Source organism: Dietzia psychralcaliphila, assembly GCF_003096095.1.
GTDB classification, from domain to species: domain Bacteria; phylum Actinomycetota; class Actinomycetes; order Mycobacteriales; family Mycobacteriaceae; genus Dietzia; species Dietzia psychralcaliphila.
In genome coordinates this window covers 2,755,821-2,779,302 of record NZ_CP015453.1, presented here as the reverse complement: position 1 = coordinate 2,779,302, position 23,482 = coordinate 2,755,821, and the positions used below count along the sequence as shown (strand labels likewise).

At 70.6% G+C, this 23,482-nt stretch carries 22 protein-coding genes; 16 read left to right on the top strand and 6 right to left on the bottom strand.

Going from position 1 to position 23,482, the window contains the following annotated elements:
• The first annotated feature begins 23 nt into the window (after nt 1–23).
• The 6 genes from A6048_RS12795 to A6048_RS12770 all read left to right on the top strand — a co-directional run bounded on the left by A6048_RS12795 (nt 24) and on the right by A6048_RS12770 (nt 6,363).
• Nucleotides 24–923 carry an SDR family NAD(P)-dependent oxidoreductase gene (locus A6048_RS12795; RefSeq protein ID WP_107746199.1) on the top strand — a complete coding sequence of 300 codons (900 nt, stop codon included), beginning with the start codon at nt 24–26 and terminating at the stop codon, nt 921–923.
• Nucleotides 920–1,945 (top strand): pirin family protein, encoded by a 1,026-nt coding sequence (locus A6048_RS12790; protein ID WP_107746201.1) that lies wholly within the window; start codon nt 920–922, stop codon nt 1,943–1,945. Before A6048_RS12795 ends, A6048_RS12790 begins: the two co-directional genes overlap by 4 nt.
• Nucleotides 1,946–2,015: 70 nt before the next feature.
• Nucleotides 2,016–2,372 carry a GNAT family N-acetyltransferase gene (locus tag A6048_RS12785; RefSeq protein WP_107746203.1) on the top strand — a complete coding sequence of 119 codons (357 nt, stop codon included), beginning with the start codon at nt 2,016–2,018 and terminating at the stop codon, nt 2,370–2,372.
• Nucleotide 2,373: 1 nt separating this feature from the next.
• Nucleotides 2,374–2,829, top strand: coding sequence for a carboxymuconolactone decarboxylase family protein (locus A6048_RS12780; RefSeq protein WP_107746205.1), 456 nt, complete (start codon nt 2,374–2,376; stop codon nt 2,827–2,829).
• 73 nt (nt 2,830–2,902) lie between these two features.
• Nucleotides 2,903–4,300 carry a sigma 54-interacting transcriptional regulator gene (locus A6048_RS12775; protein ID WP_235027430.1) on the top strand — a complete coding sequence of 466 codons (1,398 nt, stop codon included), beginning with the start codon at nt 2,903–2,905 and terminating at the stop codon, nt 4,298–4,300.
• Nucleotides 4,301–4,341: 41 nt separating this feature from the next.
• A complete protein-coding gene (locus A6048_RS12770) occupies nt 4,342–6,363 on the top strand; it encodes a vWA domain-containing protein (RefSeq protein WP_107746209.1) in 2,022 nt (673 codons plus the stop codon).
• 13 nt (nt 6,364–6,376) lie between these two features.
• On the opposite strand, the gene A6048_RS12765 is transcribed toward A6048_RS12770, so the two are convergent.
• From A6048_RS12765 to A6048_RS12745, 5 genes are all read right to left on the bottom strand, one after another.
• Entirely contained in the window at nt 6,377–7,036 is a 660-nt protein-coding gene (locus tag A6048_RS12765; RefSeq protein WP_107746211.1) for a class I SAM-dependent methyltransferase, read from the bottom strand.
• Between the two features lie 43 nt (nt 7,037–7,079).
• Nucleotides 7,080–7,532 carry a carboxymuconolactone decarboxylase family protein gene (locus A6048_RS12760; RefSeq protein ID WP_107746213.1) on the bottom strand — a complete coding sequence of 151 codons (453 nt, stop codon included), beginning with the start codon at nt 7,530–7,532 and terminating at the stop codon, nt 7,080–7,082.
• Complete coding sequence (locus A6048_RS12755; protein ID WP_235027434.1) at nt 7,529–8,437, bottom strand: NAD(P)-dependent oxidoreductase; 909 nt, start codon at nt 8,435–8,437, stop codon at nt 7,529–7,531. The genes A6048_RS12760 and A6048_RS12755 overlap by 4 nt, the downstream gene beginning before the upstream one ends.
• Nucleotides 8,438–8,535: 98 nt before the next feature.
• On the bottom strand, nt 8,536–9,288 hold the full coding sequence (locus A6048_RS12750) for an SDR family oxidoreductase (RefSeq protein ID WP_107746215.1): 753 nt from the start codon (nt 9,286–9,288) through the stop codon (nt 8,536–8,538).
• Nucleotides 9,289–9,339: 51 nt separating this feature from the next.
• On the bottom strand, nt 9,340–10,839 hold the full coding sequence (locus tag A6048_RS12745; protein WP_107746217.1) for an aldehyde dehydrogenase: 1,500 nt from the start codon (nt 10,837–10,839) through the stop codon (nt 9,340–9,342).
• 113 nt (nt 10,840–10,952) lie between these two features.
• Between A6048_RS12745 and A6048_RS12740 the strand changes: the two genes are divergently transcribed.
• The 9 genes from A6048_RS12740 (at nt 10,953) to A6048_RS12700 (ending at nt 19,719) form a co-directional block, all read left to right on the top strand.
• Nucleotides 10,953–11,525 (top strand): TetR/AcrR family transcriptional regulator, encoded by a 573-nt coding sequence (locus tag A6048_RS12740; RefSeq protein WP_107746219.1) that lies wholly within the window; start codon nt 10,953–10,955, stop codon nt 11,523–11,525.
• 8 nt (nt 11,526–11,533) lie between these two features.
• Entirely contained in the window at nt 11,534–12,751 is a 1,218-nt protein-coding gene (locus A6048_RS12735; RefSeq protein WP_107746221.1) for a cytochrome P450, read from the top strand.
• Nucleotides 12,748–13,542: an SDR family oxidoreductase gene (locus A6048_RS12730; protein WP_107746223.1), complete on the top strand. Its 795-nt coding sequence runs from the start codon at nt 12,748–12,750 to the stop codon at nt 13,540–13,542. Before A6048_RS12735 ends, A6048_RS12730 begins: the two co-directional genes overlap by 4 nt.
• Before the next feature lie 92 nt (nt 13,543–13,634).
• Complete coding sequence (locus A6048_RS12725) at nt 13,635–14,933, top strand: cytochrome P450 (protein WP_107746649.1); 1,299 nt, start codon at nt 13,635–13,637, stop codon at nt 14,931–14,933.
• A 17-nt stretch (nt 14,934–14,950) separates the two neighbouring features.
• Nucleotides 14,951–15,166 carry a ferredoxin gene (locus tag A6048_RS12720; protein WP_107746650.1) on the top strand — a complete coding sequence of 72 codons (216 nt, stop codon included), beginning with the start codon at nt 14,951–14,953 and terminating at the stop codon, nt 15,164–15,166.
• 5 nt (nt 15,167–15,171) lie between these two features.
• Nucleotides 15,172–15,747, top strand: coding sequence for a nuclear transport factor 2 family protein (locus A6048_RS12715; protein WP_107746225.1), 576 nt, complete (start codon nt 15,172–15,174; stop codon nt 15,745–15,747).
• Between the two features lie 5 nt (nt 15,748–15,752).
• Nucleotides 15,753–17,036, top strand: coding sequence for a hypothetical protein (locus tag A6048_RS12710; protein ID WP_107746651.1), 1,284 nt, complete (start codon nt 15,753–15,755; stop codon nt 17,034–17,036).
• A 53-nt stretch (nt 17,037–17,089) separates the two neighbouring features.
• A complete protein-coding gene (locus tag A6048_RS12705; RefSeq protein ID WP_107746227.1) occupies nt 17,090–18,799 on the top strand; it encodes an AMP-binding protein in 1,710 nt (569 codons plus the stop codon).
• Nucleotides 18,800–18,843: 44 nt separating this feature from the next.
• Complete coding sequence (locus A6048_RS12700) at nt 18,844–19,719, top strand: SDR family NAD(P)-dependent oxidoreductase (RefSeq protein WP_107746652.1); 876 nt, start codon at nt 18,844–18,846, stop codon at nt 19,717–19,719.
• Between the two features lie 177 nt (nt 19,720–19,896).
• Here A6048_RS12700 and A6048_RS12695 read toward each other — a convergent pair whose 3' ends face one another.
• A complete protein-coding gene (locus A6048_RS12695; RefSeq protein ID WP_107746229.1) occupies nt 19,897–21,645 on the bottom strand; it encodes an AMP-binding protein in 1,749 nt (582 codons plus the stop codon).
• 224 nt (nt 21,646–21,869) lie between these two features.
• On the opposite strand from A6048_RS12695, the gene A6048_RS12690 reads away from it, so the two are divergent.
• The gene (locus A6048_RS12690) at nt 21,870–23,396 is read left to right on the top strand and encodes a CoA-acylating methylmalonate-semialdehyde dehydrogenase (protein ID WP_107746653.1); all 1,527 of its coding nucleotides are present in this window, start codon (nt 21,870–21,872) and stop codon (nt 23,394–23,396) included.
• Nucleotides 23,397–23,482 lie beyond the last annotated feature (86 nt).

Here is a 23,482-nt window from a genome sequence, read left to right as displayed (position 1 = left end):
CCTGCGCCGGTACCGTCGGCGGTATGACCTCCGCCACCGCCTCTGACACCCCCGTCGTCGTCATCACCGGGGCCGGGGGCGGCCTCGGGGCCGCCACGGCCGCGCTCTACTCGGACCGCGGCTGGCACGTCGTCGCCGCCGACCTCACCGCGCCCCCCGGCGGCCCGGGGATCACGCCCGTGGCGGTCGACGTCACCGACTCCGTCTCGCTCGGGGCACTCGCCGACCGGGTCCGCACGGAGCACGGCCGTCTGGACGCGGTGATCACGTTCGCCGGTGTCCTGGGGATCGGGCCGCTCGCCGAGACCGACCCCGACCGGGTCCAGCAGGTACTGGACGTCAACATCATGGGGACCGTCCGGACGGTCCACGCGCTGTTCGACCTGCTCCGCGTGAGTGGCGGCCGGGTGGTCCTCATCAGCTCGGAGACCGGCCCCCAGCACGGGATGCCGATGAACGGCGCCTACGCCATGAGCAAGCACGCGATCGAGGCCTACGGGGACTCCCTCCGGCGCGAGCTCATGTTCCTCGGCCTCGACGTGGTGCTCATCCAACCCGGCCCGTTCCGCACGGGGATGACCGCCTCGATCCGGCGCCGCTTCCAGGAGTCCACGCTCCCGGGCTCACCGTTCGCCGCCATGGCCGCGGTGATGGGGGAGATGGCGGCGGGGGAGGACGACAAGGCCACCGACCCCCGGGTCCTGGCGGAGGCCGTGTGGACCGCCGGCACGACAGCCCGGCCCCGCCACCGCTACGCCGTGAAGTGGGACCTCGGACGCAGGCTCCTGGACCACCTTCCGGTCCCGGCGGTGGACAAGGCGCTCACGCTGGCACTGGGCGGCAAGATCAACGCCAAGAGGCTCGAACTGCGGCGCGAGGCGGCCGACACCCTCAGTGCCGCCGACGCGGAGGTGCGGCCGTGAGCAACCTCGACGCTCGCCCGGAGGAGATCGAATGCGAGGCGGGTGGAGCGCCGGGTGGGCCCGAACCCGGGGGCGCCGCGGTGGAGATCATCACCTCGCGCGACGTCCCACTCGGCGGGCCGCGCGCGATGACGGTCAAGCGGACGCTCCCGCAGCGGCAGCGCTCGCTGATCGGTGCCTGGTGCTTCGTCGACCACTACGGGCCCGACGACGTCTCGGCCACCGGCGGGATGGACGTTCCCTCGCATCCGCACACCGGGCTCCAGACCGTCAGCTGGCTCTTCGAGGGCAACGTGACCCACCACGACTCCGGAGACCACCACGCGGTCGTCCGGCCCGGCGAGGTCAACCTCATGACCTCCGGAGCCGGCATCTGCCACACCGAGGTCTCGACCCAGGACACGGGCGTGCTGCACGGGGTACAGCTGTGGACGGTGCTCCCCGAGAGGGACCGCGAGACCAGCGGCCGCGGGTTCGAGCACCACGTGCCCGAGGCGGTGGAGTACGAGGGCGGATCCGCCCTGGTCTTCATCGGGTCGCTGCTGGGCTCGTCGTCGTCCGTCACGACCTACAGCCCCCTCCTCGGCGCGGAACTCCGCCTGGACCCCGGTGCCCGGCTGACCGTCGACGTGGATCCTGAATTCGAACACGGTCTCCTGGTGGACGCCGGCGACATCACGCTCGAGGGCGTGACCGTCGAACCCACCCAGCTGGGTTACACGGGTGTCGGCGAATCCTCCCTGACGATCAGCAACACGGGATCCACACCGGCGCGGATGATCCTGATCGGAGGCACCCCGTTCGGCGAGGAGATCGTGATGTGGTGGAACTTCATCGGCCGCACCCACGACGAGATCGTGCGCTACCGGCAGGAGTGGGAGGCCGGGTCGGACCGCTTCGGCCGGGTCGACGGCTACATCGGGCGGAACCCTGACGGGCTCACCCGCCTGCCCGCGCCCACCCTTCCCGGCAGCGTGCTCAGGCCGAGGGCGAACCCGGCGGCACGCGCACAGACCGGCTGACAGGGCACGGACCGACTGACAGGGCACGGACTGGCTGACAGGGCACGGGCCGAACGAGGGGAAGAGGCAGATGACCGAGTACACCGACAAGGCCGGCGCCACCGTCACCGTGCAGCGTGATCCGGACCGGGAGGCGTTCGAGATCCGCGACGCCGCGGGCGAGGCGGCCGGCCACGCCGACTTCCGTGAGCACGACGGGGTGCGCATCTTCCACCACACCGAGGTCGACGAGCGGTTCGGCGGACGCGGCATCGGCACCGCGCTGGTGCGCGGCGCCGTCGAGGCCACCCGCGCCGAGGGCGTGATGATCGTGCCCGTGTGCCCCATGGTCAAGGCGTTCCTGCAGAAGTCGGGCGAGGAGTTCGCGGGCGCCTACCGGCTGCCGACTCCGGCGGACATCGCCTGGTTGCGGGACGGGAACTCCTGATATGGGTGTCCCGCAGCTGGACCGCGCCCAACGCGAGGTCTACAAGCGGCTCGTCCGTACCGCGGTCGCCTCCCGGGAGGCGTCCACCGAGGCCGGGCTGGAGGAGACGCTGCTCGAGCTGATCAACATCCGGGTCTCCCAGCTCAACGGCTGTGCTGCCTGCCTGGCCACGCACGTCCCGGCCGCGCGGAAGGCCGGGGTGCCGCAGGATCGCCTGGACCTGCTGCCGGCGTGGCGGGACATCGACGAGTTCGGCGAGCCCGAGCGGGCCGCGCTGAGGCTGGCCGAGACGCTCACGCGCCTGGACAGCGTCGGCGAGCGCGAGGCCGCCACCGCCGCCGCGGCCGAGCACTTCGACGAGGACCAACTCTCCGCCCTGGAGTGGTCCATCGTGCTGATCAACGCGTTCAACCGCGTCTCGATCGCCAGCGACCACCGGGTGCGGTTCGAGGACTGATCAGCGACCGGAACGCACGGACTCCACTCGAGGTGGACGCACGTGAGGCGCCCGGAGGACTACCGTGGGCGCTGTGAGCGAGAAGCCGGACGTCCAGACCCTCGGCGAACTGCGCGCCGCCGGGTACACCAGCCGAACCCTGCGCGTGGAGATGCGCGACAACCTCCTCGCGGAGCTGGCCGCGGGCCGCGATCCCTGGCCCGGGATGCACGGCTTCGACACGACGGTCATCCCCCAGGTCGAGCGGGCGATCATCGCCGGCCACGACATCGTCCTGCTGGGCGAACGCGGGCAGGGAAAGACCCGACTGCTGCGCACCCTGGTGGGCCTGCTCGACGAGTGGTCGCCCGTCGTGGCGGGGTCCGAGCTGGGGGAGGACCCGCTCGTGCCGATCACCACGGCGACCCGGGAACGGATCGAGCGGGAGGGGGACACCCTGCCGATCGAGTGGCGGCACCGGTCCGAGCGCTACGTCGAGAAACTCTCGACCCCGGACACCTCCGTGGCGGACATGATCGGCGACGTCGACCCGATGCGAGTGGCGGAGGGACGGCGGCTCGGCGACCCGGAGACCATCCACTACGGGCTGGTACCCCGCGCGAACCGGGGCATCGTGGCGCTCAACGAACTCCCCGACCTGGCGGAGCGCATTCAGGTGGCGCTGCTCAACGTCATGGAGGAACGCGACGTCCAGATCCGGGGTTACGTGCTGCGACTGCCCCTCGACGTGCTGGTGGTGGCCTCGGCCAACCCGGAGGACTACACCAACCGCGGCCGCATCATCACCCCGCTCAAGGATCGTTTCGGGGCCGAGATCCGTACGCACTACCCGTTGGACCTGTCCGACGAGATCGAGGTCGTGCGACAGGAGGCCGACCTCACCGCGGAGGTGCCGGACGCCCTGATGGAGCTGCTCGCCCGGTTCACGCGCGAACTCCGGACCTCGGATTCGGTCAACCAGGCGTCGGGGGTGTCCGCGCGGTTCGCGATCGCCGGGGCCGAGACCGTCGCCGCGGCGGCCAGGCGTCGCGCCGCCGTCCGGGGGACCGACGACCCGGGTGAGGCGGTGGCCCGTCTGGTCGACGTCGACGCCGCCGTCGACGTCCTACGCGGGAAGATCGAATTCGAGCCGGGCGAGGAGGGGCGCGAGCCGGAGATCCTGCGCTACCTGCTACGCAGCGCCACCGTTGACGTGGTTCGGGACCTGTTCCGCGGGCTCGACCTGGCGCCCCTGGTCGAGGCGTTCGACGGCTCGGTGACCCTGACGACCGGTGCCAGCGTGACCGCCGCGGAGTTCCTCGGGGCGTTGCCCGAGCTCTCTGACCCGGGGTTGTACGACCGGATCTCCGAGCGCCAGGGCGCGACGACCGTGGGGCAACGGGCCGGGGCCATCGAGTTGGCGTTGGAGGGGTTGTTCCTCTCGCGGCGCCTGTCCAAGGAGACGGGGGACGGCGCCGCCGTCTACGGCTGAGTTACGGCAGAGCCGAAGGCCACCACAGGAGGAGGTCCACGATGTCGCGAGAAGAACCCCGGGCCCGGTACGGGCGCTACGCCGGCGGTCCGGATCCGCTCGCACCCCCACTCGACCTGTCCGAGGCGCTGGACGCCGTCTCCGACGGGGTGATGTCCGGGTACTCGCCCGAGCGGTCGATGCGCGAGTTCCTACGCCGGGGCGGTCGCGACCAGACCGGACTGGACGAACTCGCGGGCAGGGTGCAGCGACGGCGCTGCGAACTGCTCGAGCGGAACCACCTCGGCGGCACCCTCGGGGAGGTGGCCGAACTCCTCGAGGAGGCTCTGCTGGCCGAACGCGGGCAGCTGGCCCGGGACACGCAGATGGACCCGATGGACCGCACCCTGCGGGAGATGACCATCGAGAACCTGCCGGACTCCCCGGCCGCCGCCGTCGGGGAGTTGGCCGACTACGACTGGGCCTCCTCGGACGCCCGCGAGGCCTACCGCCGGATCCAGGACCTGCTCGGGGCGGAGGCGCTCGAGTCCCGGTTCGCCGGGATGAAGAAGGCACTGGAGAACGCCACCGACGCCGACCGCGCGGCGGTGTCGGAGATGCTCACCGACCTCACCGAACTGCTCGACAAGCACTCCCGCGGGCAGGACACCCCCGAGGACTTCGAGCGGTTCATGGACAAGCACTCAGACTCCTTCCCCGAGCAGCCCGCCGACATCGACGAGCTCATCGACGTGCTGGCCCGGCGCGCGGCGGCCGCCCAACGCATGATGCGGTCCATGACCGCGGAGCAGCGGGAGGAGCTCATGGCGCTCTCGCAACAGGCGTTCGGCTCGCCGGAGCTCATGGAGCAGCTCGGGCGGCTCGACGGTCTGCTCCAGTCGCTCCGGCCCGGAGAGGACTGGGACGGTTCCGCGGAATTCGAGGGCGAGCAGGGGCTGGGCCTGTCGGAGGGTGCGGCGGCGATGGCCGAACTCGGCGACCTCGACCGGCTCGCCGAGCAGCTGGCGCGGGGCAGCGAGGGCTCACCGCTGTCCGAGCTGGACCTCGAGGCCGTGGCCCGTCACCTCGGTCGCGATGCCGCCGTGTCCCTGCGGACCCTGGCGCGGCTCGAGCAGTCGATGCGCGAGTCCGGATACCTGAGCAGGCGCCCCGACGGCGACCTGAGGCTGTCCCCGGCCGCGCTGCGCAAGCTCGGCGGGTCCCTCCTGCGTGACGCCGCACGCCGGCTCTCGGGCCGCACCGGCGCCCGCGAGACACGGATCTCCGGGGCGGCCGGCGAACAGACGGGATCGAGCCGCGGATGGCAGTTCGGTGACGTCGAGTCCTGGGACGTGCCACGGACCGTCACCAATGCCGTCTCCCGGGTCGCGGCCGAGGGGGGAGACCCGGGCGGCGGGATCCGCCTGCTCCCGGACGACATCGAAGTGCGGGAGACCGAGTCGCGGACCCAGGCGGCCGTGGCGTTGCTGGTCGACACGTCGTTCTCCATGGCGATGGAGGGCCGGTGGGTCCCCATGAAACGCACGGCCCTGGCGCTGCACCACCTGGTCAGCACCCGGTTCCGGCAGGACACGCTGCAGCTCATCTCGTTCGGCCGATTCGCCCAGACGCGGACGGTGGAGGAACTGCTCTCCCTGGACGCCGAGTACGAGATGGGGACGAACCTGCACCACGCGCTGCTGCTGGCCGGCCGGTTCTTCCGCAAGCACCCGTCGATGCAGCCGGTGCTGCTCATCGTCACCGACGGCGAGCCGACCGCTCACCTGCTGGGCAGCGGGGACCCGTGGTTCGGCTACCCGCCCGCGCCCGAGACCATCCGCACGACCGTCGACGAGCTTGACAGGGTGGTGCGATTCGGTGCGCAGACCACGTTCTTCCGGCTCGGTGACGACCCGGGTCTCGGGCGATTCCTCGACGCGCTGGCCCGCCGGGTCGGCGGCACGGTGGTCGCCCCGGACGTCGACGACCTGGGCGCGGCCGTGGTCGGGAGGTTCCTGCACACGCGCCGCGGCCGCCCGGGCTCCGGTGACGTGTGGAGCGCGGGCGGCCGCTGGGCGGGGTGAACGGGCACGGGCCTCACGGCATGGGTGCGCCGACCTCGCCGGAGTCGCGGCGCAGGACGCGCAGCGAGTCCACGGCGCGGACCTCGGTGAACTGACCCGATTCGAGGGCGCGGCAGTAGATCTCGTACGGCGGGCGACCGCCGTCCTCGGGGTTCGGGAACACGTCGTGGATCAGCAGCGCACCGCCGACAGCGACCCACGGTGCCCATCCTTCGTAGTCGGCCTGCGCAGCCTCGGAGGAGTGGCCGCCGTCGATGAACACGAACGAGGCGGGCGTGCCCCAGATGCGGGACACCTGGCTCGAGGTACCCACCGCGGCCGTCACCACGTCGTCGAGCTTCGCGTCCCACATCGTGTGCCGGAACGCCACGAGGGTTTCCAGGCGGCCGGTGTGGGGGTCCACCAGGGCGGTGTCGTGGTACTCCCAACCGGGCTGGTGCTCCTCGGAGCCCCGGTGGTGGTCGACGGTGACGATGCTGCCGCCGGTCACCCGTGCGGCCGCGCCCAGGAACACGGTGGACCGGCCGCAGTAGGTGCCGATCTCGACCCCCACCCCGTCGCCCAGGTACTCGCAGGCGATCTCGTAGAGGGTGCGGCCCTCGTCCAGCGGCATGAAGCCGGGGGCGGCGAGCGCCACGTCGAGCAGCGCCTGGTCGATCTGGGGTGCGGTCATGTCATAAACCTATCGCCCGTGACTCCACTCCCGACTCCCGCCCTCACCCCGGTCCTCTGCCCTCGCCCCCGGCATCGGAGGCGGCCTCTGAGCCGGCCTCTGAGGCTGCCCGTCGTGCGGCTTTGCGGGCGCGCGCCACGTGGGGGCCCACCACGTTGCCCAGCTTGGTGCCGTTGGGCCAGCCGGCGTAGTAGCAGAGGAACAGCACGATCTCCTCCAGCTCCTCCGGGGTGAGCTCGTCGTTGCCCAGCGCGGCACCGACCTGGATGTCGGCGATGTCCGTGTTGCCCTGTGCGGTGAGTGCGCCCAGCAGGAGCAGGCGGCGGTCGCGATGGCTCAGGCCCGGACGGGACCACACGCGCCCGAAGAGGTGGTCTGCGGTCTCGGCGAAGTAGTCGCCGGGGCCGTCGGTCATCTCGAAGCCGTAGACCTCGGTCATCATGGCCAACCCGCGCTCACGCTCGGGGGTCGTGCCGGACTCTGGGGTGTCGCTCATCGTGCTCCCTCGTCGTCGTCGCTGTCGTTGCTGTGGTCGTCGCTCCCACGGTCCACGTCCGCACCCGCGGCCGTGGCCCGGCGGGCGATCTCACCGGGCCCCACGCCGAACCCGGCACCCAGGTCCCGCAGGGCGATCCTGCCCAGGGGAAGGTCCACGTCCAGTCGTTCGCCCAGCGCCAGGGCCAGGGACAGGTCCTTCTCGCCCAGGCCTCGGACGTGCGTGAACACGCCGTGCCAGAAGTCGTCCTCGGCGATCGGTGCGGTGGTCTCGCGCAACATCACGGCGCCGGCGCCACCGGTGATGGCGTCGGTGTGGCGGACCACCCGGCCCAGCTTGGCGATGTCGACGCCCGCCGCCTCCGCCAGGCGCGAGGCCTCGGCGGTGGCGGTGAAGGAGATGAAGTGCAGCAGGTTGCGGGCCAGCTTCATCTGCGTTCCCGAGCCCACCTCTCCGGCGTGGACCGGCATGGCGGCCCACAGGGCGAAGACGGGCTTGCAGGCCTCGTAGACCTCGCGCGGTCCGCCGACCATCACCGCGAGCTCGCCTTTCTCGGCCCCGGGCGCACCGCCGGAGACCGGGGCGTCCACCAGGTGCACCCCCACGGCCGCGCACACCTCGGCCAGCTCTACGGCCGTGGAGTCGGAGATGGTGGAGTGGACAGCGACCACGGTTCCGGGCGCTGCAGTGCGCAGGATCCCGTCGGGGCCGTCGACGACGTCGCGGACCTGGGCGTCGTCGAGCACCGTCACCGAGACCAGTCGTGCGGTCCGGGCCACCTCTGCCGGCGTCGCGGCGGCGGTGGCCCCCTCGGCGACGAACGGTTCGGCGGCCTCGGGACGGACATCGCAGACCACCAGGCCACCGGGCCACGACAGGAGCCGGCGGGCGATGGGTGCCCCCATGTTCCCGAGCCCGACAAACCCGACGGGTGCGGGGGAGTCCTCCGGCGCGCCGGTGCCGATCCGTGCGGAGGCGTCGGTGCTCGTGACCGGATGCTCGCTCACGACCTGATGACCTGTCCGCCGTCGACGTTGAAGATCTGCCCGGTGATCCACGACGCCTCGTCCGAGAGCAGGAACAACAGCATGCCCACCAGGTCCTCCGGCTGGCCCATCCGCTTGAGGGGGAGCTTGTCGACCATGTCCTTGACGATCGACTGGGGGGTGGTGGTGCGGTTGGCCTCGGTGTCGATCGGTCCCGGGGCGATGGCGTTGATGCGGATGTTGGACCCGCCCAGCTCCGTGGCCAGCTGCTGGGTCAGGCCGTTGACGCCCACCTTGGCCAGGCCGTAGAAGCCCGAGTAGAGCCACGCGGCGGTGGAGGACTGATTGACGATCGCGCCGCCGCCGGCCGCCGCCATCTTCTCCCAGCAGGCGCGGACCATGAGGAGCTGGCCGTTCATGTTGACCTGCATGAACTTCTGGTAGTAGTCCCACGGCACCGTGATGAGGAAATCGAGCTTCATGCCGCCGAAGATCGCGGCGTTGTTGACCAGCAGGTCCAGCTGGCCGTACTTCTCCACGGTGGCGTCGGCACACGCGCCGGCCGAGTCCGCGTCGGAGACGTCGGTGTGCTGGAAGAAGGCCTCGCCGCCGGCGGCGACGATCTCCGCGGCCACGCGCTCGCCTTCGGTGTCCGAGACGTCGGCCACCACGACCTTCGCGCCCTCCGCGGCGAGCGCCTTGGCGTACTCCTCGCCGATTCCGCCGGCCGCGCCGGTCACGATCACGGACTTGCCGTCAAAACGTCCCATGTCTGTCTCTGCTTCCTTGGTAGGGGTGGTGGTTCAGGTGTGGGTGGAGTGTCAGGCCGGGGTGGCCACGGACTTGGTCTCGAGGTACTCCTCGAAACCCTGCCGGCCCATCTCGCGGCCGATGCCCGACTGCTTGTAGCCGCCGAAGGGCACGTCGGCGCCGTACCAGACGCCGCCGTTCACCCCGAGCGTTCCGGTGCGGATGCCCGCCACGACCTTCTCGACGCGGTCGAGGTCGCTTCCCCAGACGGCGCCGGAGAGTCCGTAGGGGGAGTCGTTGGCGATCCGGACCGCGTCGTCGTCGCCGTCGTGGGGGATGACGACGAGGACGGGGCCGAAGATCTCCTCCTGGGCCACCCGCGCGGTGTTGTCGAGTCCGGAGATCAGGGTGGGCTCCACCCAGAAGCCCGTGGCCTTGTCCGGGCCGGAGGGGCGACCGCCGCCGACCTCGATGGTGCCGCCCTCCTCCACGGCCAGCGCGATATAGCCCTCGACCCGCTCGCGCTGCAGTTCGGAGATCAGCGGACCGCACAGGGTGCCCGGGTCGGTGGGGTCGCCCGGCGCGAAGGCCGCCATGGCGCCCTTGGCGGCCTCGACGGCCTCGTCGTACTTCTCGCGCGGCACCACCAGTCGGGTGGTGAGGGCGCAGCCCTGGCCGGCGTGGGTGCAGGCGTTGAGGGCCGTCATGAAGCACGCGGCGTTGAGGTCGGCGTCGTCGAGCACCACCGCGGCGGACTTGCCGCCCAGCTCGAGGAAGACCTTCTTGAGGGTCTCCGCCGCGGCCACCATGATCTTCTTTCCGGTGGCGGTGGACCCGGTGAACGAGACCAGGTCCACGCGCGGGTCGGTGGTCAGCTGGGCGCCCACGCCGTGGTCCGAGGACGAGACCACGTTGAGCACGCCCGCGGGGATGTCGGTCTCCTCGGCGGCGATCCGGGCCACGGCCGCGGCGATGAGCGGGGTGTCGGGCGCGGGCTTGAGCACCACGGTGCAGCCCGCCGCCAGCGCGGGCCCGATCTTGGCCAGGTTGATCTGGTTGGGGAAGTTCCACGGGGTGATCGCACCGACCACGCCGATGGCCTCCCGGCGCGCCGAGCGGTGGGAGCGGATCCCCATGACCTCGGACTCGCCCAGTTCCTCGACCCACTCGTACGCGTCCACCAGGTCGGCCAGCCAACCGAGGTCGGCCACCGGGCCCTCGAGCTGCGGGCCGGTGGTGAACATGTGGGGGGCGCCCACCTCGGCGATGGTCAGCGCCCGCAGCTCCTCGGTGTGGGACTGCAGCGCATCGCGCAGCTGGCGCAGGCAGGAGGCGCGGAACGCGTGGTCGGTGGACCAGGTGGTGGTGTCGAACGCCGTGCGGGCGGCGGCGATGGCCGCGTCCATGTCCGCGGCGGTGCCGTCGGCCGCGCGGCCGATCAGCTCCTCGGTGGCCGGGTTGAGGACGTCGAACGTGCCTGCCCCGGAGGCCGGGCGCAGCTCGCCGTCGATGAGGAGCGGGGCGTCGTAGGTGGTGCTCGTCGTCACGGGGAGCCTTCCGTCGGGGTTCATGGACATCCGGGGTGATGGACGACCGGGGTGGCGGACGTCCGGGTTGTTGGGCACCGGAGTGGGTGGACAACTGTCTAGACGATAGTCCGGCGAGTGGTGTACTGTCCAGACACATGTCCAGTGACGTTCGATTCGAATCGACGCGGCGGCGCCTCAACGGCCAACAGGCCGAGACCGTCGACCGCCTCACCAGTGCCGCCGTCGAGGTGTTGCGCGAGAAGGGGCCGGGCGGCCTCGCGGTAAGGGCGGTGGCCTCCAGGGCCGGTGTCGCCCCGGCCACCGCCTACACCTACTTCTCCTCCAAGGGCCACCTCATCGCCGAGGTCTTCTGGCGGCGCCTCCGTGACCACGTCACCGAGGGCGTCGGGAGCGGCTCGACGGTGGATCGGGTGGTGGCTGTCCTGCGCGACGTCGCGTTGCTGCTCGCGGACGAGCCCGAACTCTCCTCGGCGGTCACCGCCGCTCTGTTGGGCGACGACCCCGAGGTCTCCCACCTGAGGATCCGGATCGGCGCCGACATCCGTCGCCGTCTGGTGGCCGCGCTGGGGGACGAGAGCGACGACGAGGTGGTCGACGCGCTGGAGATGGTCTACGCGGGCGCTCTCGTCCGAGCAGGCATGGGCTACGGCTCCTACTCCGACATGGCGGACGCCATCGAATCCGCCGCCCGACTCATCCTGAGGTGACCCGAGACATGACCACCGCGACTCCCGCCCCGCTCGTGTTCAGCCCGTACGACTACGCCGTGCACGAGGACCCGTATCCGTTCTACGCCCGGCTGCGCGCCGAGGCGCCCGTCTACCACAACCCGGACCTCGACTTCTGGGCGCTGAGCAAGCACGCCGACGTCCGTGAGGCCTTCCGTGCGCCCGACGTGTTCTCCAACTCGATGGGTGTCTCCCTGGACCCGGCGGCGTACGGGCCGCACGCCTACAAGACGATGTCCTTCCTCGCGATGGACGACCCGCGGCACGCGCGCCTGCGCAAGCTCGTGAGCAAGGGCTTCACCTCCCGCCGGGTCGACGCGCTCTCCGAGGGCATCGAGCGGATCTCCCGTCAGTACTGGGACGAGTGCCTCGACAGGTCTCGTGACGGCGGCGAGTTCGACTTCGTCGAGGACTACGCCGGCAAGCTGCCGATGGACGTCATCTCCGACCTCATGGGGGTGCCGGAGTCCGACCGGGACGAGCTCCGCCGACTCGCGGACCTCGTCATGCACCGCGAGGAGGGCGGTCAGGACGTTCCCGAGGACTCCATGGTCGCGGCCTTCGACCTGATTGCCTACTACCAGGGCATGGTCGCCGAGCGGCGCAAGCAGCGGACCGAGGACCTCACCTCGGCGCTCATCGACGCCGAGATCGACGGGGAGAAGCTGGACGAGGACGAGATCCTCTCCTTCCTCTTCCTCATGGTGGTGGCGGGCAACGAGACCACCACCAAGCTGCTCGCCAACGCGATGTTCTGGGGTCACCAGTACCCCGACCAGGCGCAACTGGTCATCGACGACCCCGACCGGGTGTCCGATTGGGTCGAGGAGACCCTGCGCTATGACACCTCCAGTCAGTTGGTCCTGCGCACCACGATGCAGGAGGTCACGGTCCGCGACGTCACCATCCCGGCCGACCAGAAGGTGCTCCTGCTCATCGGTGCGGCCAACCGCGACGAGGAGGTGTTCGAGGACTCCGGCGCCTTCCTCCTGGGCCGTGACACCTCCGCGAGTCTGAGCTTCGGGCAGGGGCCGCACTTCTGCCTCGGTGCGCACCTGGCGCGACTCGAGGGTCGGATCGCGCTCGATCAGATCTCGCGTTCCATCACGGGCTACGAGATCCTGCCCGGCGCCCAGCGCGTGCACTCCTCCAACGTGCGTGGCTTCGCGCGTCTGCCCATGCGGGTCGAGGGCAGACGCCGATGAGTCTCAGATTCCCGCCGCAGCTGGACGTGGCCGAACGTCCGGCACTCGTCACGGGCGCCTCCTCGGGGATCGGACGGGCCTCCGCGGAGGCGCTGGCCGCGCTCGGCCACCCCGTCGTCGTGGGTGCTCGTCGGGCCGACCGCCTCGACGACCTGGTCAGCCGGATCCGGGAGGCCGGGGGACATGCCACCGCTCGACCCGTCGATGTGACCAGCGCGGAGTCCGTCGCCGAGTTCGTGGCCGCCGCCGGGGAGGCCTACGGCCCACCCGAGGTGCTGGTCTCCAGCGCCGGCACGCTGAAGATGGCCCGCGTGTGGGAGATGGACCCCGACGACTTCGCCTCGCAGATCGACATCCACCTGCTCGCCGTGCAGCGGTTGCTCCACGCCGTGGTCCCCGGGATGGTCCGGCGCCGCCGGGGTGACGTGGTCCTGATCGGCTCCGACGTCGCCTACACCGCCCGTCCCCGCTCCGGCGCGTACGTGGCGGCCAAGGCCGGTCTGGAGACCATGGCCCACCAGGCCCGCAAGGAACTCGAGGGCACGGGGATCCGCCTCGGCGTGGTCCGCCCCGGCCCGGTGATGACCGAGATGGGTACCGAGTTCGACCCGGAGACCGCGGAATCGGTCATCAACGACTGGGTCAAGCACGGCTTCGGTCGCCACCCGCGCATGTGTAAACCGGCCGACCTCGCCCGGGGGGTCGCCGCCATGGTGTCGATGCCCCGCGGCGCCCAGATCACCGAGCTGGAGATCCAGCCGGAGGCCCCTATCGAGGAGGACTACTCGTGACCAGCACCGACAGCTCCACCGACAAGCCCACCGACTTCTCCACCCTCACCGAACCGCAGCGGGTCTCCGGAGGCCAGGGCGAGCTCGGCCACATGGACGAACTCCGCACCGATCCGATCAGCCTGTTCTGGCGGGTCCGTGAGGAGTGCGGCGACCTGGGTGTGTTCAAGATCGTCGACCGTGACATCTGCCTGGCCTCCGGCGCGGCCGCCAACGAGGCCTTCTTCCGCGCCCCTGACGAGTCACTGGACCAGGCCGCCGCCTATCCGTTCATGACGCCGGTCTTCGGTGAGGGCGTCGTCTTCGACGCCAGCCCGGAGCGCCGCTCGGAGATGCTGCACAACACGGCGCTGCGCGGCGAGCACATGCGCCAGCACGCCGTCACCATCCCCGACGAGGTCCAGCGCATGGTGGGCGAATGGGGCGACGAGGGTGAGATCGACCTCCTCGAGTGGTTCTCCGAGCTCACCATCTACACCTCCTCGGCGTGCCTGATCGGTCCGAAGTTCCGCGAGCAGCTCGATGCCCGCTTCGCGCACCTGTATCACGACCTCGAGCAGGGCACCGACCCCCACGCGTACATCGACGCCTACGCCGACATCCCGGCGTTCCGCAAGCGAGACGCGGCCCGTGCGGGGCTGGTCGAGCTGGTCTCCGGGATCATGGACCAGCGGATGGCCGAGCCGCCGGCGAGCAAGGAGGACCGCGACCTGCTCGACGTGCTGGTCTCGGTCAAGAACGACGACGGCACGTACCGCTTCACCGCAGACGAGGTCACCGGCATCTTCATCTCCATGATGTTCGCCGGGCATCACACCACCTCCGGCACCAGCGCGTGGATGCTCATCGAGCTGCTCAAGCACCCGGACTACCTCGCGCAGGTGGTCGCCGAACTCGACGAGGTCTACTCCGACGGGGCCGAGTACAGCTTCGGTGCGCTGCGTCAGATGCCCAAGGTGGAGAACGCCCTCAAGGAGACGCTGCGCCTGCACCCGCCGCTCATCATCCTCATGCGGGTGGCGCAGGAGGACGTGCAGATCGGGGACCACGTCGTCCGCGCCGGGCAGACCGTCGCGGCGTCCCCGGCGGTGTCCAACCGGCTGCCCGAGGACTTCCCGGACGCCGACGCGTTCGACCCGGACCGCTACGCCGAGCCGCGCCAGGAGGACATCGTCAACCGGTGGACCTGGATCCCCTTCGGCGCCGGACGGCACCGCTGCGTGGGAGCCGCGTTCGCCCAGCTCCAGATCAAGGCCATCTTCTCGATCCTGCTGCGGGAGTTCGAGTTCGAGCTCGCCCAGCCACCGGAGAGCTACCACAACGACCACTCCAAGATGGTGGTCCAGTTGGCCCAGCCGTGCACCGTCCGCTACCGCAGGCGGCAGCGCTGATGGACGGGGTGACGCCGATGCGCGTGGAGGTCGACTTCGACCTGTGCCAGGGACACGCGGAGTGCCAGGCCGAGGCCCCGGACTGGTTCACGGTCGGCAAGGGCTCCGAGGCCAAGGTCCGTGCCAAGCGCGGGGACATCCCCGCCGACCAGCTCGCAGCCGTCAAGGACGCCGTCAAGTACTGCCCGACGCAGGCACTCCGCCTCGTCGAGAACCAGACACACCAGGAGTGAGTGACGTGACCCGATACGACCGTGCCGAGATCGCCGAGTTCGTGCAGCGCTGGATCGAGGCCAACGCGGAGTGCGAGCGCAACAAGGACTGGACGCCGCTCGCGGATTTCTACGCCGAGGACGCCACCTACGGCTGGAACTACGGCACCAAGGACGACTTCATGGCCGTGGGCCGGGACGAGATCCGTGACATCGCGCTGGGCAAGGAGATGGCCGGTCTCGACGGCTGGGAGTACCCCTACATCCGGAACATCATCGACCCCGAGACCGGCGACGTGCTGTGTCTGTGGAAGCAGATCGCCCGGGACACCGTCGACCCCAAGACGGGACAGCCGTACGAGGTCCACGGGCTCGGCGGATCGTGGTTCCTCTACAACGGACACCAGCAGTGGGCGTGGCAGCGCGACTTCTTCGACTTCGGCAACGTGGTTGACCTGTTCATGCGCATGTACGAGGCCGACGCGCTCACCGACTCCATGAAGGCGCGGTTCGAGGCGGCCGGTGACAAGCCGGCCGGGTGGTACCGCATCGAGGACAGTCCCGCCCCGCTGTGGCCGGTGTCCGCACCGGACGAGGTCTGAGTCCGGTGTCCACGCGCGACGGGAACGGGTCCCGCGATCCCCTGGAGTCCCTCGACCACGCGAGGCTCGCACGGCTGGTCCCTGACCTCCTGCTGATCGGCCAGCTCATCGACCGGGCGGGGATGCCCGCCCTGCTCGGCGAGTTCGGCGTGGACGGGATGCGGGACGTGGCGATCGAGGAGTGGCAGGCCGCGAGCCCGCACTACACCCGACGCATGAAGGAGGCGCTGTCGATCACCGGCGACGGCGTCGCGGAGATCTTCAAGGGCTTCCAATTGGACGTGGGTGCGCCGCCGGAGTTCATGGACTTCCGGTACGGGGTCACCGACCACGACCACGGCGAGTTCTGGCTGGACCACTGCGGTGCGCTGATGGACGTCGAACCGATGGGGGACCGGCTCGTCACCACGATGTGCCACGACATCGAGGACCCCACCTTCCCGGCCACCGCCCTGGCCACCAACCCACGGGCCGTCGTCGAACCGATCCACCGTCCGCCACGCAGCCCGGAGGGCCGCACGCCGCACTGCCACTGGACCGTACGGATCGACCCGGACGTGGAACCGGCGCCGTGGCCCGAGCCGGCGGTGGAGTCGGAGAGCAGCCGACTGATCGACTTCGCCTTCGACCCGCCGGCGCCGCAGGACACCACCGGTGAGGGCGCGCGGGACGACTACGCCGGCCCGTTGCTGACAGATCTGAGCTTCCCGGAGTTCACCTCCGCCGCGCTCATCCGCATCACCCGCGAGGTGTACCTGCAGATGCACCTGTTGGCGGTGGGCTTCCACCAGTCGGTGCGCCGCCGGTCGGACGCCGAGACCGCGGACCGGCTGCTGGCGTATCAGGCGACCGGGATAGCGGGGGTCGCCGCGGGACGGATCCGTGACGTCCTCGGCGTCGACGGGGACGCGCACGGGTTGGCCGCCGTGCTCGATCTGCACCCGCTGGCCGGCCCGACCGCCTACACGGGGTATTCCTCGTCGGTCTCCGACGACGGCGCGAGCGTCACCGTCGCCTGGGACACCGCGGCGGACGCGTTCGCCGACGACACCTGGATGCCCCTGCTGGCCCGGGACGGGCTGCGTCCACTCGCCGCGGCAGCGCAGGCCGTGGACCCGCACTGGACCGTGGAACGCGTGCCCTCGGACGGCTCCCGTGTGGCGGCCACCCTGCGGCTCGGTGACGAACCCGCGAAGGAGTCCGACGAGGTCGCCGTCACCCGGATCAGTACCGGCGCGGCGTTCGACTTCGGACCCACCCGCACGCCACTGCCGATCACCCCGGTCTGAGACCGGCCTCTCCCCGAGAGAACACACCCGACCCCCGTCACGGAGGACACCACATGGCACACAACCTGGCAGACCTCTTCGAACACGCCGTGGACGCCTACGGCGCCGACCGACTGGCGGTGGTGGAGGACGAACGCCGTCTCACCTACGCCGACCTCGAGGCCGAGGCCAACCGGTGGGCCTCGGCGCTCTCCTCGCTGGGGGTGGGGGCCGGCGACCACGTCGGTGTGCACCTGCGCAACGGGGTGGACTGTCTGGCTCTCATCCTCGGTGTCCTCAAGCTGCGGGCGGTGACGATCAGCATCAACTACCGCTACTCGGGCCCGGAACTGCGCTACCTCTACGACTACTCCGATACCAGCGTGCTGGTGTTCCACCGTGAGTTCGGCGCCGCGGTGACCGAGGCGGTCAGCGGGCTCGACGCGATCCGCCACACCATCGTGGTGGAGGACGGCTCGGGCGTCGACACCCTCCCGGACGGCGCACTACCCGCCCGCGAGACCCTCGACGCCGCCTCGGCCGGGCGTCCCGGGCTGGAGCGGAGCGGCGACGATCTCTACCTGGTGTTCACCGGCGGCACCACCGGCAAGCCCAAGGGTGTGATGTGGCGCCAGGAGGACCTGTGGCGCAGCCTCGGCGGCGGCGCGGACTACCACACGGGCGAACCGGTGCCCGACGAGTACCACCAGTCCAAGGCGGGTCTCGGCGGCGACCCCCTGCGGTACCTCATCCTGCTCCCGCTCATCCACACCTCGGGCATCATGCCCAGCTTCACCGGCCTGTTCGCCGGCGGCACCATGCACTATCTCCCACATTTCCGGGCGGCAGACGTCCTGGAGGAGATCGAGAGCGAGAAGATCCAGGTCGCCGTGGTGGCCGGCGACGCGATGGTCCGGCCGCTCGTGGACCAGATGCGACGGACCGAGCCCGATACCTCGAGCATGTTCATGGTCAGCTCGGGAGCGGCCCTGTTCTCCCCCTCGGTCAAGGCGGACCTGCTCGGACTGCGCCCCGACCTGATGATCATGGACGCCTTCGGCTCCTCCGAGAGCGGCTTCGGCGGTCTGGGTGTGGTCACCAAGGCCAACCTCGACGACGGGTCGCTCTTCTCCGACCACGGCCCGCGGATCCCGCGCGGTACGACCCTCCAACTCGTGGACGACCTCGACGAACCCCTGCCCGACGACTCCGCCGAGATCGGGTGGATCGTCAAATCCGGGTACCAGCCCAGTGGCTACTACAAGGACGAGGCCAAGTCCGCCGAGACCTTCCGGGAGGTGGCCGGCAGCCGACGGGTGTTCACCGGCGACCGCGGGCGGTACGACGGCCCCGACACGATCATCATGCTCGGCCGGGCCAGTCAGGTGATCAACTCCGGCGGCGAGAAGATCTTCGCCGAGGAGGTCGAGGCCGCGCTCAAGGCGGTGGCCGGGATCGAGGATGCCGTGGTCTTCGGGGTGCCGGACGAGCGCTTCGGTCACCGTGTCGGCGCAGTGGTCCAGTGGTCCGCCCCCTCTCCGGACGGCTCCCCGGCCTCTCCGGACAGCACCTCGGATGCTGCCGGGCACCCGGGGGACCTCGACGCCGTCGGTCTCGCTCTCCGTGAGCACCTGGCCGGGTTCAAGATCCCCGTGGCGTACTGGGTGGTCGACCGCGTCGAACGCCACCCCAGCAGCAAGACCGACTACGGCTGGGCGCGCCGCCTGGTGGCGGAGCGCGCCCCCGACCACGACCGGCGCACGGACGCCGCCGGGACGGCGTGACCGGGCCGCGGCCGGACGGTGGGACCGGGCGGCGGCCGGGCGACGTGACCGGTCTGCGGCTCGACGGGAGGGCCTTCGCGGTCACCGGGTCCTCCCGCGGCATCGGCGCGGCTGTCGCGGACGACCTGGCCGCCCGCGGCGCCGACGTGGTGCTCAACGGGCGCGACGAGGCGGCGCTGGAGCACCGGGTCGCCGAGCTCGCCGCGCGGTCCGACGGGCGGATCACCGGGGTCGCCGGGTCGGCACACGACACCGCGGTGGCGGAGTCGCTGCTCGCGAAGGCCGCCGGGGGTGGGTCGGTGGTGTCCGGTCTCATCACGTGCGCGGGCGTGCCGGAACCGGCGGGGTCCTCGATCCTCACCGTGTCCCACGCGGACTTCGCTGCGCTCATGGACGCCCACCTCGGTACGGTGTTCACGGCGTGCCGAGTGTTCGCGCCGCACTTCGTGGCGGCCGGCTCGGGCGCGATCGTCACCACGTCGTCGTTCGCCTGGAAGGGCGACTACGGGGGTACGGGCTACCCGGCCGGCAAGGGCGCTGTCACATCCCTGACCATGGCGATCGCGGCCGAGCTCGCCGAGCACGGGGTGCGGGCGAACGTGGTGTGCCCGGGCGCGCGGACCAGGTTGTCGAGCGGCGAGGACTACGAGGAGCAGATCCGCGAGTTGGGCCGCAGGGGCATGCTCGACGAGCTCAGCGTGGCCGGTGCCCTGGACCCGGCCGGGCCGGAGTACGTCGCGCCGCTCTACACCTACCTGGTCTCCGACCTGTCCGCCGGGGTCACCGGCGGGGTGTTCGCCGGCTCGGGAGGGTTCATCGGGCGATTCCCCACGCCGGAGGCAGAGATCCTGGCCTACCGCGACTTCCACGACAGCCCGCCGTGGACCCCCGAGGAGATCGACGGCATCGTCCGACCCTGAGCAGGACCGCGAGCTGCCCGATACGCGTCGGGAGCGGACTGCATGTCCGACGCGGCGGCCAGCTCGTCGTCGTCGTCGTTCCTTCGTCCCGTTCCGGTCACACGTTCACCCGCGCGCCCACCGCGCCCGAGTGGGGCGGTGGAGCAGCCGGGCCCGAGCGGGGCCGGGAACCGGCCGTCACCGCAGTGACTCCTCCCGGAACTCTCCGGGGAAGTCCACGGACGGGCCGTTCTCGCTCTCGCCCTTGCGCAACTCGACTCGGCGGATCTTGCCGGAGATGGTCTTGGGCAGGTCGGTGAACTGGAGACGGCGGACCCGCTTGTAGCCGGCCAGGTGGGTGCGGGAGTAGTCGAAGATCTGGCGCGCGGTGTCCTCGGTCGGCTCCCAGCCGCCGGCCAGGACGACGAAGGCCTTGGGCACGCTCAGCCGCACCGGATCCGGGGACGGCACGACCGCGGCCTCCGCCACCGCCGGGTGCTCCAACAGGACGGACTCCAGCTCGAACGGCGAGATCCGGTAGTCGGAGGACTTGAACACATCGTCCGTCCGGCCGACGTAGGTGATGTAGCCCTCGGAGTCCCGCGAGCCCACGTCGCCGGTGTGATAGAAGCCGTCCGCGTAGGCGGCGTCGGTCCGGTCCGGGTCGCCGTGATAGCCGACCATCAGTCCGAGCGGGCGGGGGTCCAGGCGCAGGCAGATCTCGCCCTCCGCACCGGTGCCCGTGACCTCCTGTCCCGTGGCCGGGTCCACCAGCGCCACGTCGAAGCCGGGGCACGGGCGGCCCATGGACCCGTCCTTGATGGGCTGGCCCGGGGTGTTGGCGATCTGCACGGTGGTCTCGGTCTGGCCGAAGCCGTCGCGGATGGTCACGCCCCACGCGTCGCGGACGCGGCCGATCACCTCTGGGTTCAAGGGCTCACCGGCGCCCACGGCCAGGCGCGGCGGGGTCATGAGCTGGGTCAGGTCGGCCTGGATGAGCATGCGCCACACGGTGGGCGGGCAGCACAGGCTGGAGACCCCACAGCGGTCCATCTCGCGCATCATCGCCGTGGCGTCGAAGCGGGAGTAGTTGTAGATGAACACGCACGACCCGGCGATCCACGGGGTGAACACGTTGGACCACGCGTGCTTCGCCCAGCCGGGCGAGGACACGTTGAGGTGGACGTCGCCCGGCTGGAGGCCGATCCAGTACATGGTCGACAGGTGGCCGGCCGGGTAGGAGGCGTGGGTGTGCTCGACGAGCTTGGGCTTGCTGGTGGTCCCGGAGGTGAAGTACAGCAGCAGCGTGTCGTCGGCGCGGGTGGTGTGGCTGGGCTCGAAGTCCGGGGAGGCGTCCATCGCCGCGGCGAGGTCGGTCCAGCCCTCGGGAGCGTTCCCGGTGGCGTCGCCGGCGTCGGTTCGGCCGACCGAGAATCGCTGGTAGTCGCCGGAGATGTCGTCGAAGCGCTCGGCGAGCTCGGCGCGGGCGATCACGTGCTTGATCCCGCCCCGCGCGATCCGGTCGCGCAGGTCACCCTCGGCGAGCAGGGTGGTGGCGGGGATGACCACGGCGCCGAGCTTGATCACCGCGAGCATGACGTCCCAGAGCTCCACCTGGTTGGCCAGCATGAGCAGTATCCGGTCGCCGGGCCCGACCCCGGACTCGCGCAGCCAGTTGGCGGTGCGGTCCGAGCGGATCCGCATCTCGTCGAAGGAGTACTTCGCCTCGGTCGGGGCGCCGCCACCGTCGTGCTCCTCGACGATCCACAGCGCGGGATCGGTGTTCCCCTCGGCCTCGACGTCGAACCAGTTGAGAGCCCAGTTCCACTCGTCGAGTTCGGGCCACGAGAAGCCGGCCCGGGCAGCGTCGTAGTTCTCCGCGTTGGCCTGCAGGAAGTCGCGGGCGGTGCGGAAACGGGTGGTGGCGTCGGTGGCGAGCGGGGCCATGGAGTCTCCTGTGAGCGGGCATGGGTGAAAACGGGCACTGCAAGTGAGTCAGCTCACAGTATGGGTGGCCGGTCGGGTGGCGGTACACCCGAATGGGGAGGGTCGGCGGTGGCGAGGGGGCCGGGGCCTGGATTACTAGGAGATGCAAGTATAGAGTGATGGCCATCACGGGAGAAGTGGCACGCGGACATTCGAGACCGCGGCCTCACGACGAAGGGATGTCCATGTCGGATCTCAGGCAGATCGAGCACTACATCAACGGCAAGAGGGTCGCCGCGACGGGCGGGCGCACCCACGAGGTGTTGAACCCCAGCACGGGTAAGGCGCAGGCCGTGGTTCCGCTGGCGTCGACCGCCGAGGTCGACGACGTGATCGCCAAGGCCGCCGACGCGCAGAAGGCATGGGCCGCACAGAACCCGCAGAAGCGCGCCCGCGTCCTCATGCGTTTCGTCGCCCTCGTCAACGAGAACATGGACGAGCTGGCCGAGCTGCTGGCGATCGAGCACGGCAAGACCACCCCGGACGCGAAGGGTGACATCCAGCGCGGCCTCGAGGTCGTCGAGTTCGCGATCGGCATCCCGCACCTGCTCAAGGGCGAGTTCACCGAGAACGCCGGCACGGGTGTCGACGTCTACTCGATGCGCCAGCCGCTCGGTGTGGTCGCCGGCATCACCCCGTTCAACTTCCCGGCCATGATCCCGCTGTGGAAGGCCGGCCCGGCGATCGCCTGCGGCAACGCGTTCGTCCTCAAGCCCTCCGAGCGCGATCCCTCCGTCCCGGTCCGGCTGGCCGAGCTCTTCACCGAGGCGGGCCTGCCCGACGGCATCTTCCAGGTCGTCCACGGCGACAAGGAGGCCGTGGACGCGATCCTGAACAGCGACACGATCCAGGCCGTCGGGTTCGTCGGATCCACGCCCATCGCGCAGTACATCTACGAGAACGCGGCCCGCACCGGCAAGCGGGCGCAGTGCTTCGGCGGCGCCAAGAACCACGCGGTCATTATGCCGGACGCGGACATGGAGCAGGTGGCCGATGCCCTGGTCGGAGCCGGTTTCGGCTCGGCCGGCGAGCGCTGCATGGCCATCTCGGTGGCCGTCCCGGTGGGGGAGGGCACGGCCGAGGCGCTGCTGGAGAAGCTGCTGCCCAAGGTCAAGGCACTCAGGGTGGGCCACAGCCACGACCCGCAGTCCGACTACGGCCCGCTGGTGACCCCCGAGTCCAAGGCCCGCGTGCTGGACTACATCGACCAGGGCGAGAAGGCCGGCGCGGAGCTCCTCGTCGACGGCCGGGGCGTCGGGGGCTACACGGATGAGTTCAACGGCGAGGACATCTCCGGCGGCTACTACGTCGGCCCCACGCTCATGGACAAGGTCACCCCGGACATGAGTGTCTACACCGACGAGATCTTCGGCCCCGTCCTCGTGGTGGTCCGCGCCAAGGACTACGACGAGGCCCTGCGCCTGCCCAACGAGCACGAGTACGGCAACGGCGTGGCCATCTTCACCCGCGACGGCGACGCCGCCCGCGAGTTCGTGTCCAACGTGCAGGTGGGCATGGTCGGCGTCAACGTGCCGATCCCGGTGCCGATCGCGTACCACACCTTCGGCGGTTGGAAGAAGTCCGGATTCGGCGACCTCAACCAGCACGGCCCGGAGTCGATCAAGTTCTACTCCAAGGTCAAGACGGTCACCCAGCGCTGGCCCTCCGGCATCAAGGACGGCGCGGACTTCAACATCCCGACGATGGACTGATCTCCGCACCGCGGGAACGTCACCGCCGCACTGAAGGAACCGCCGCAGTGTGGGAATCGCCGCACTGTGGGAACCGCCGCACTGTA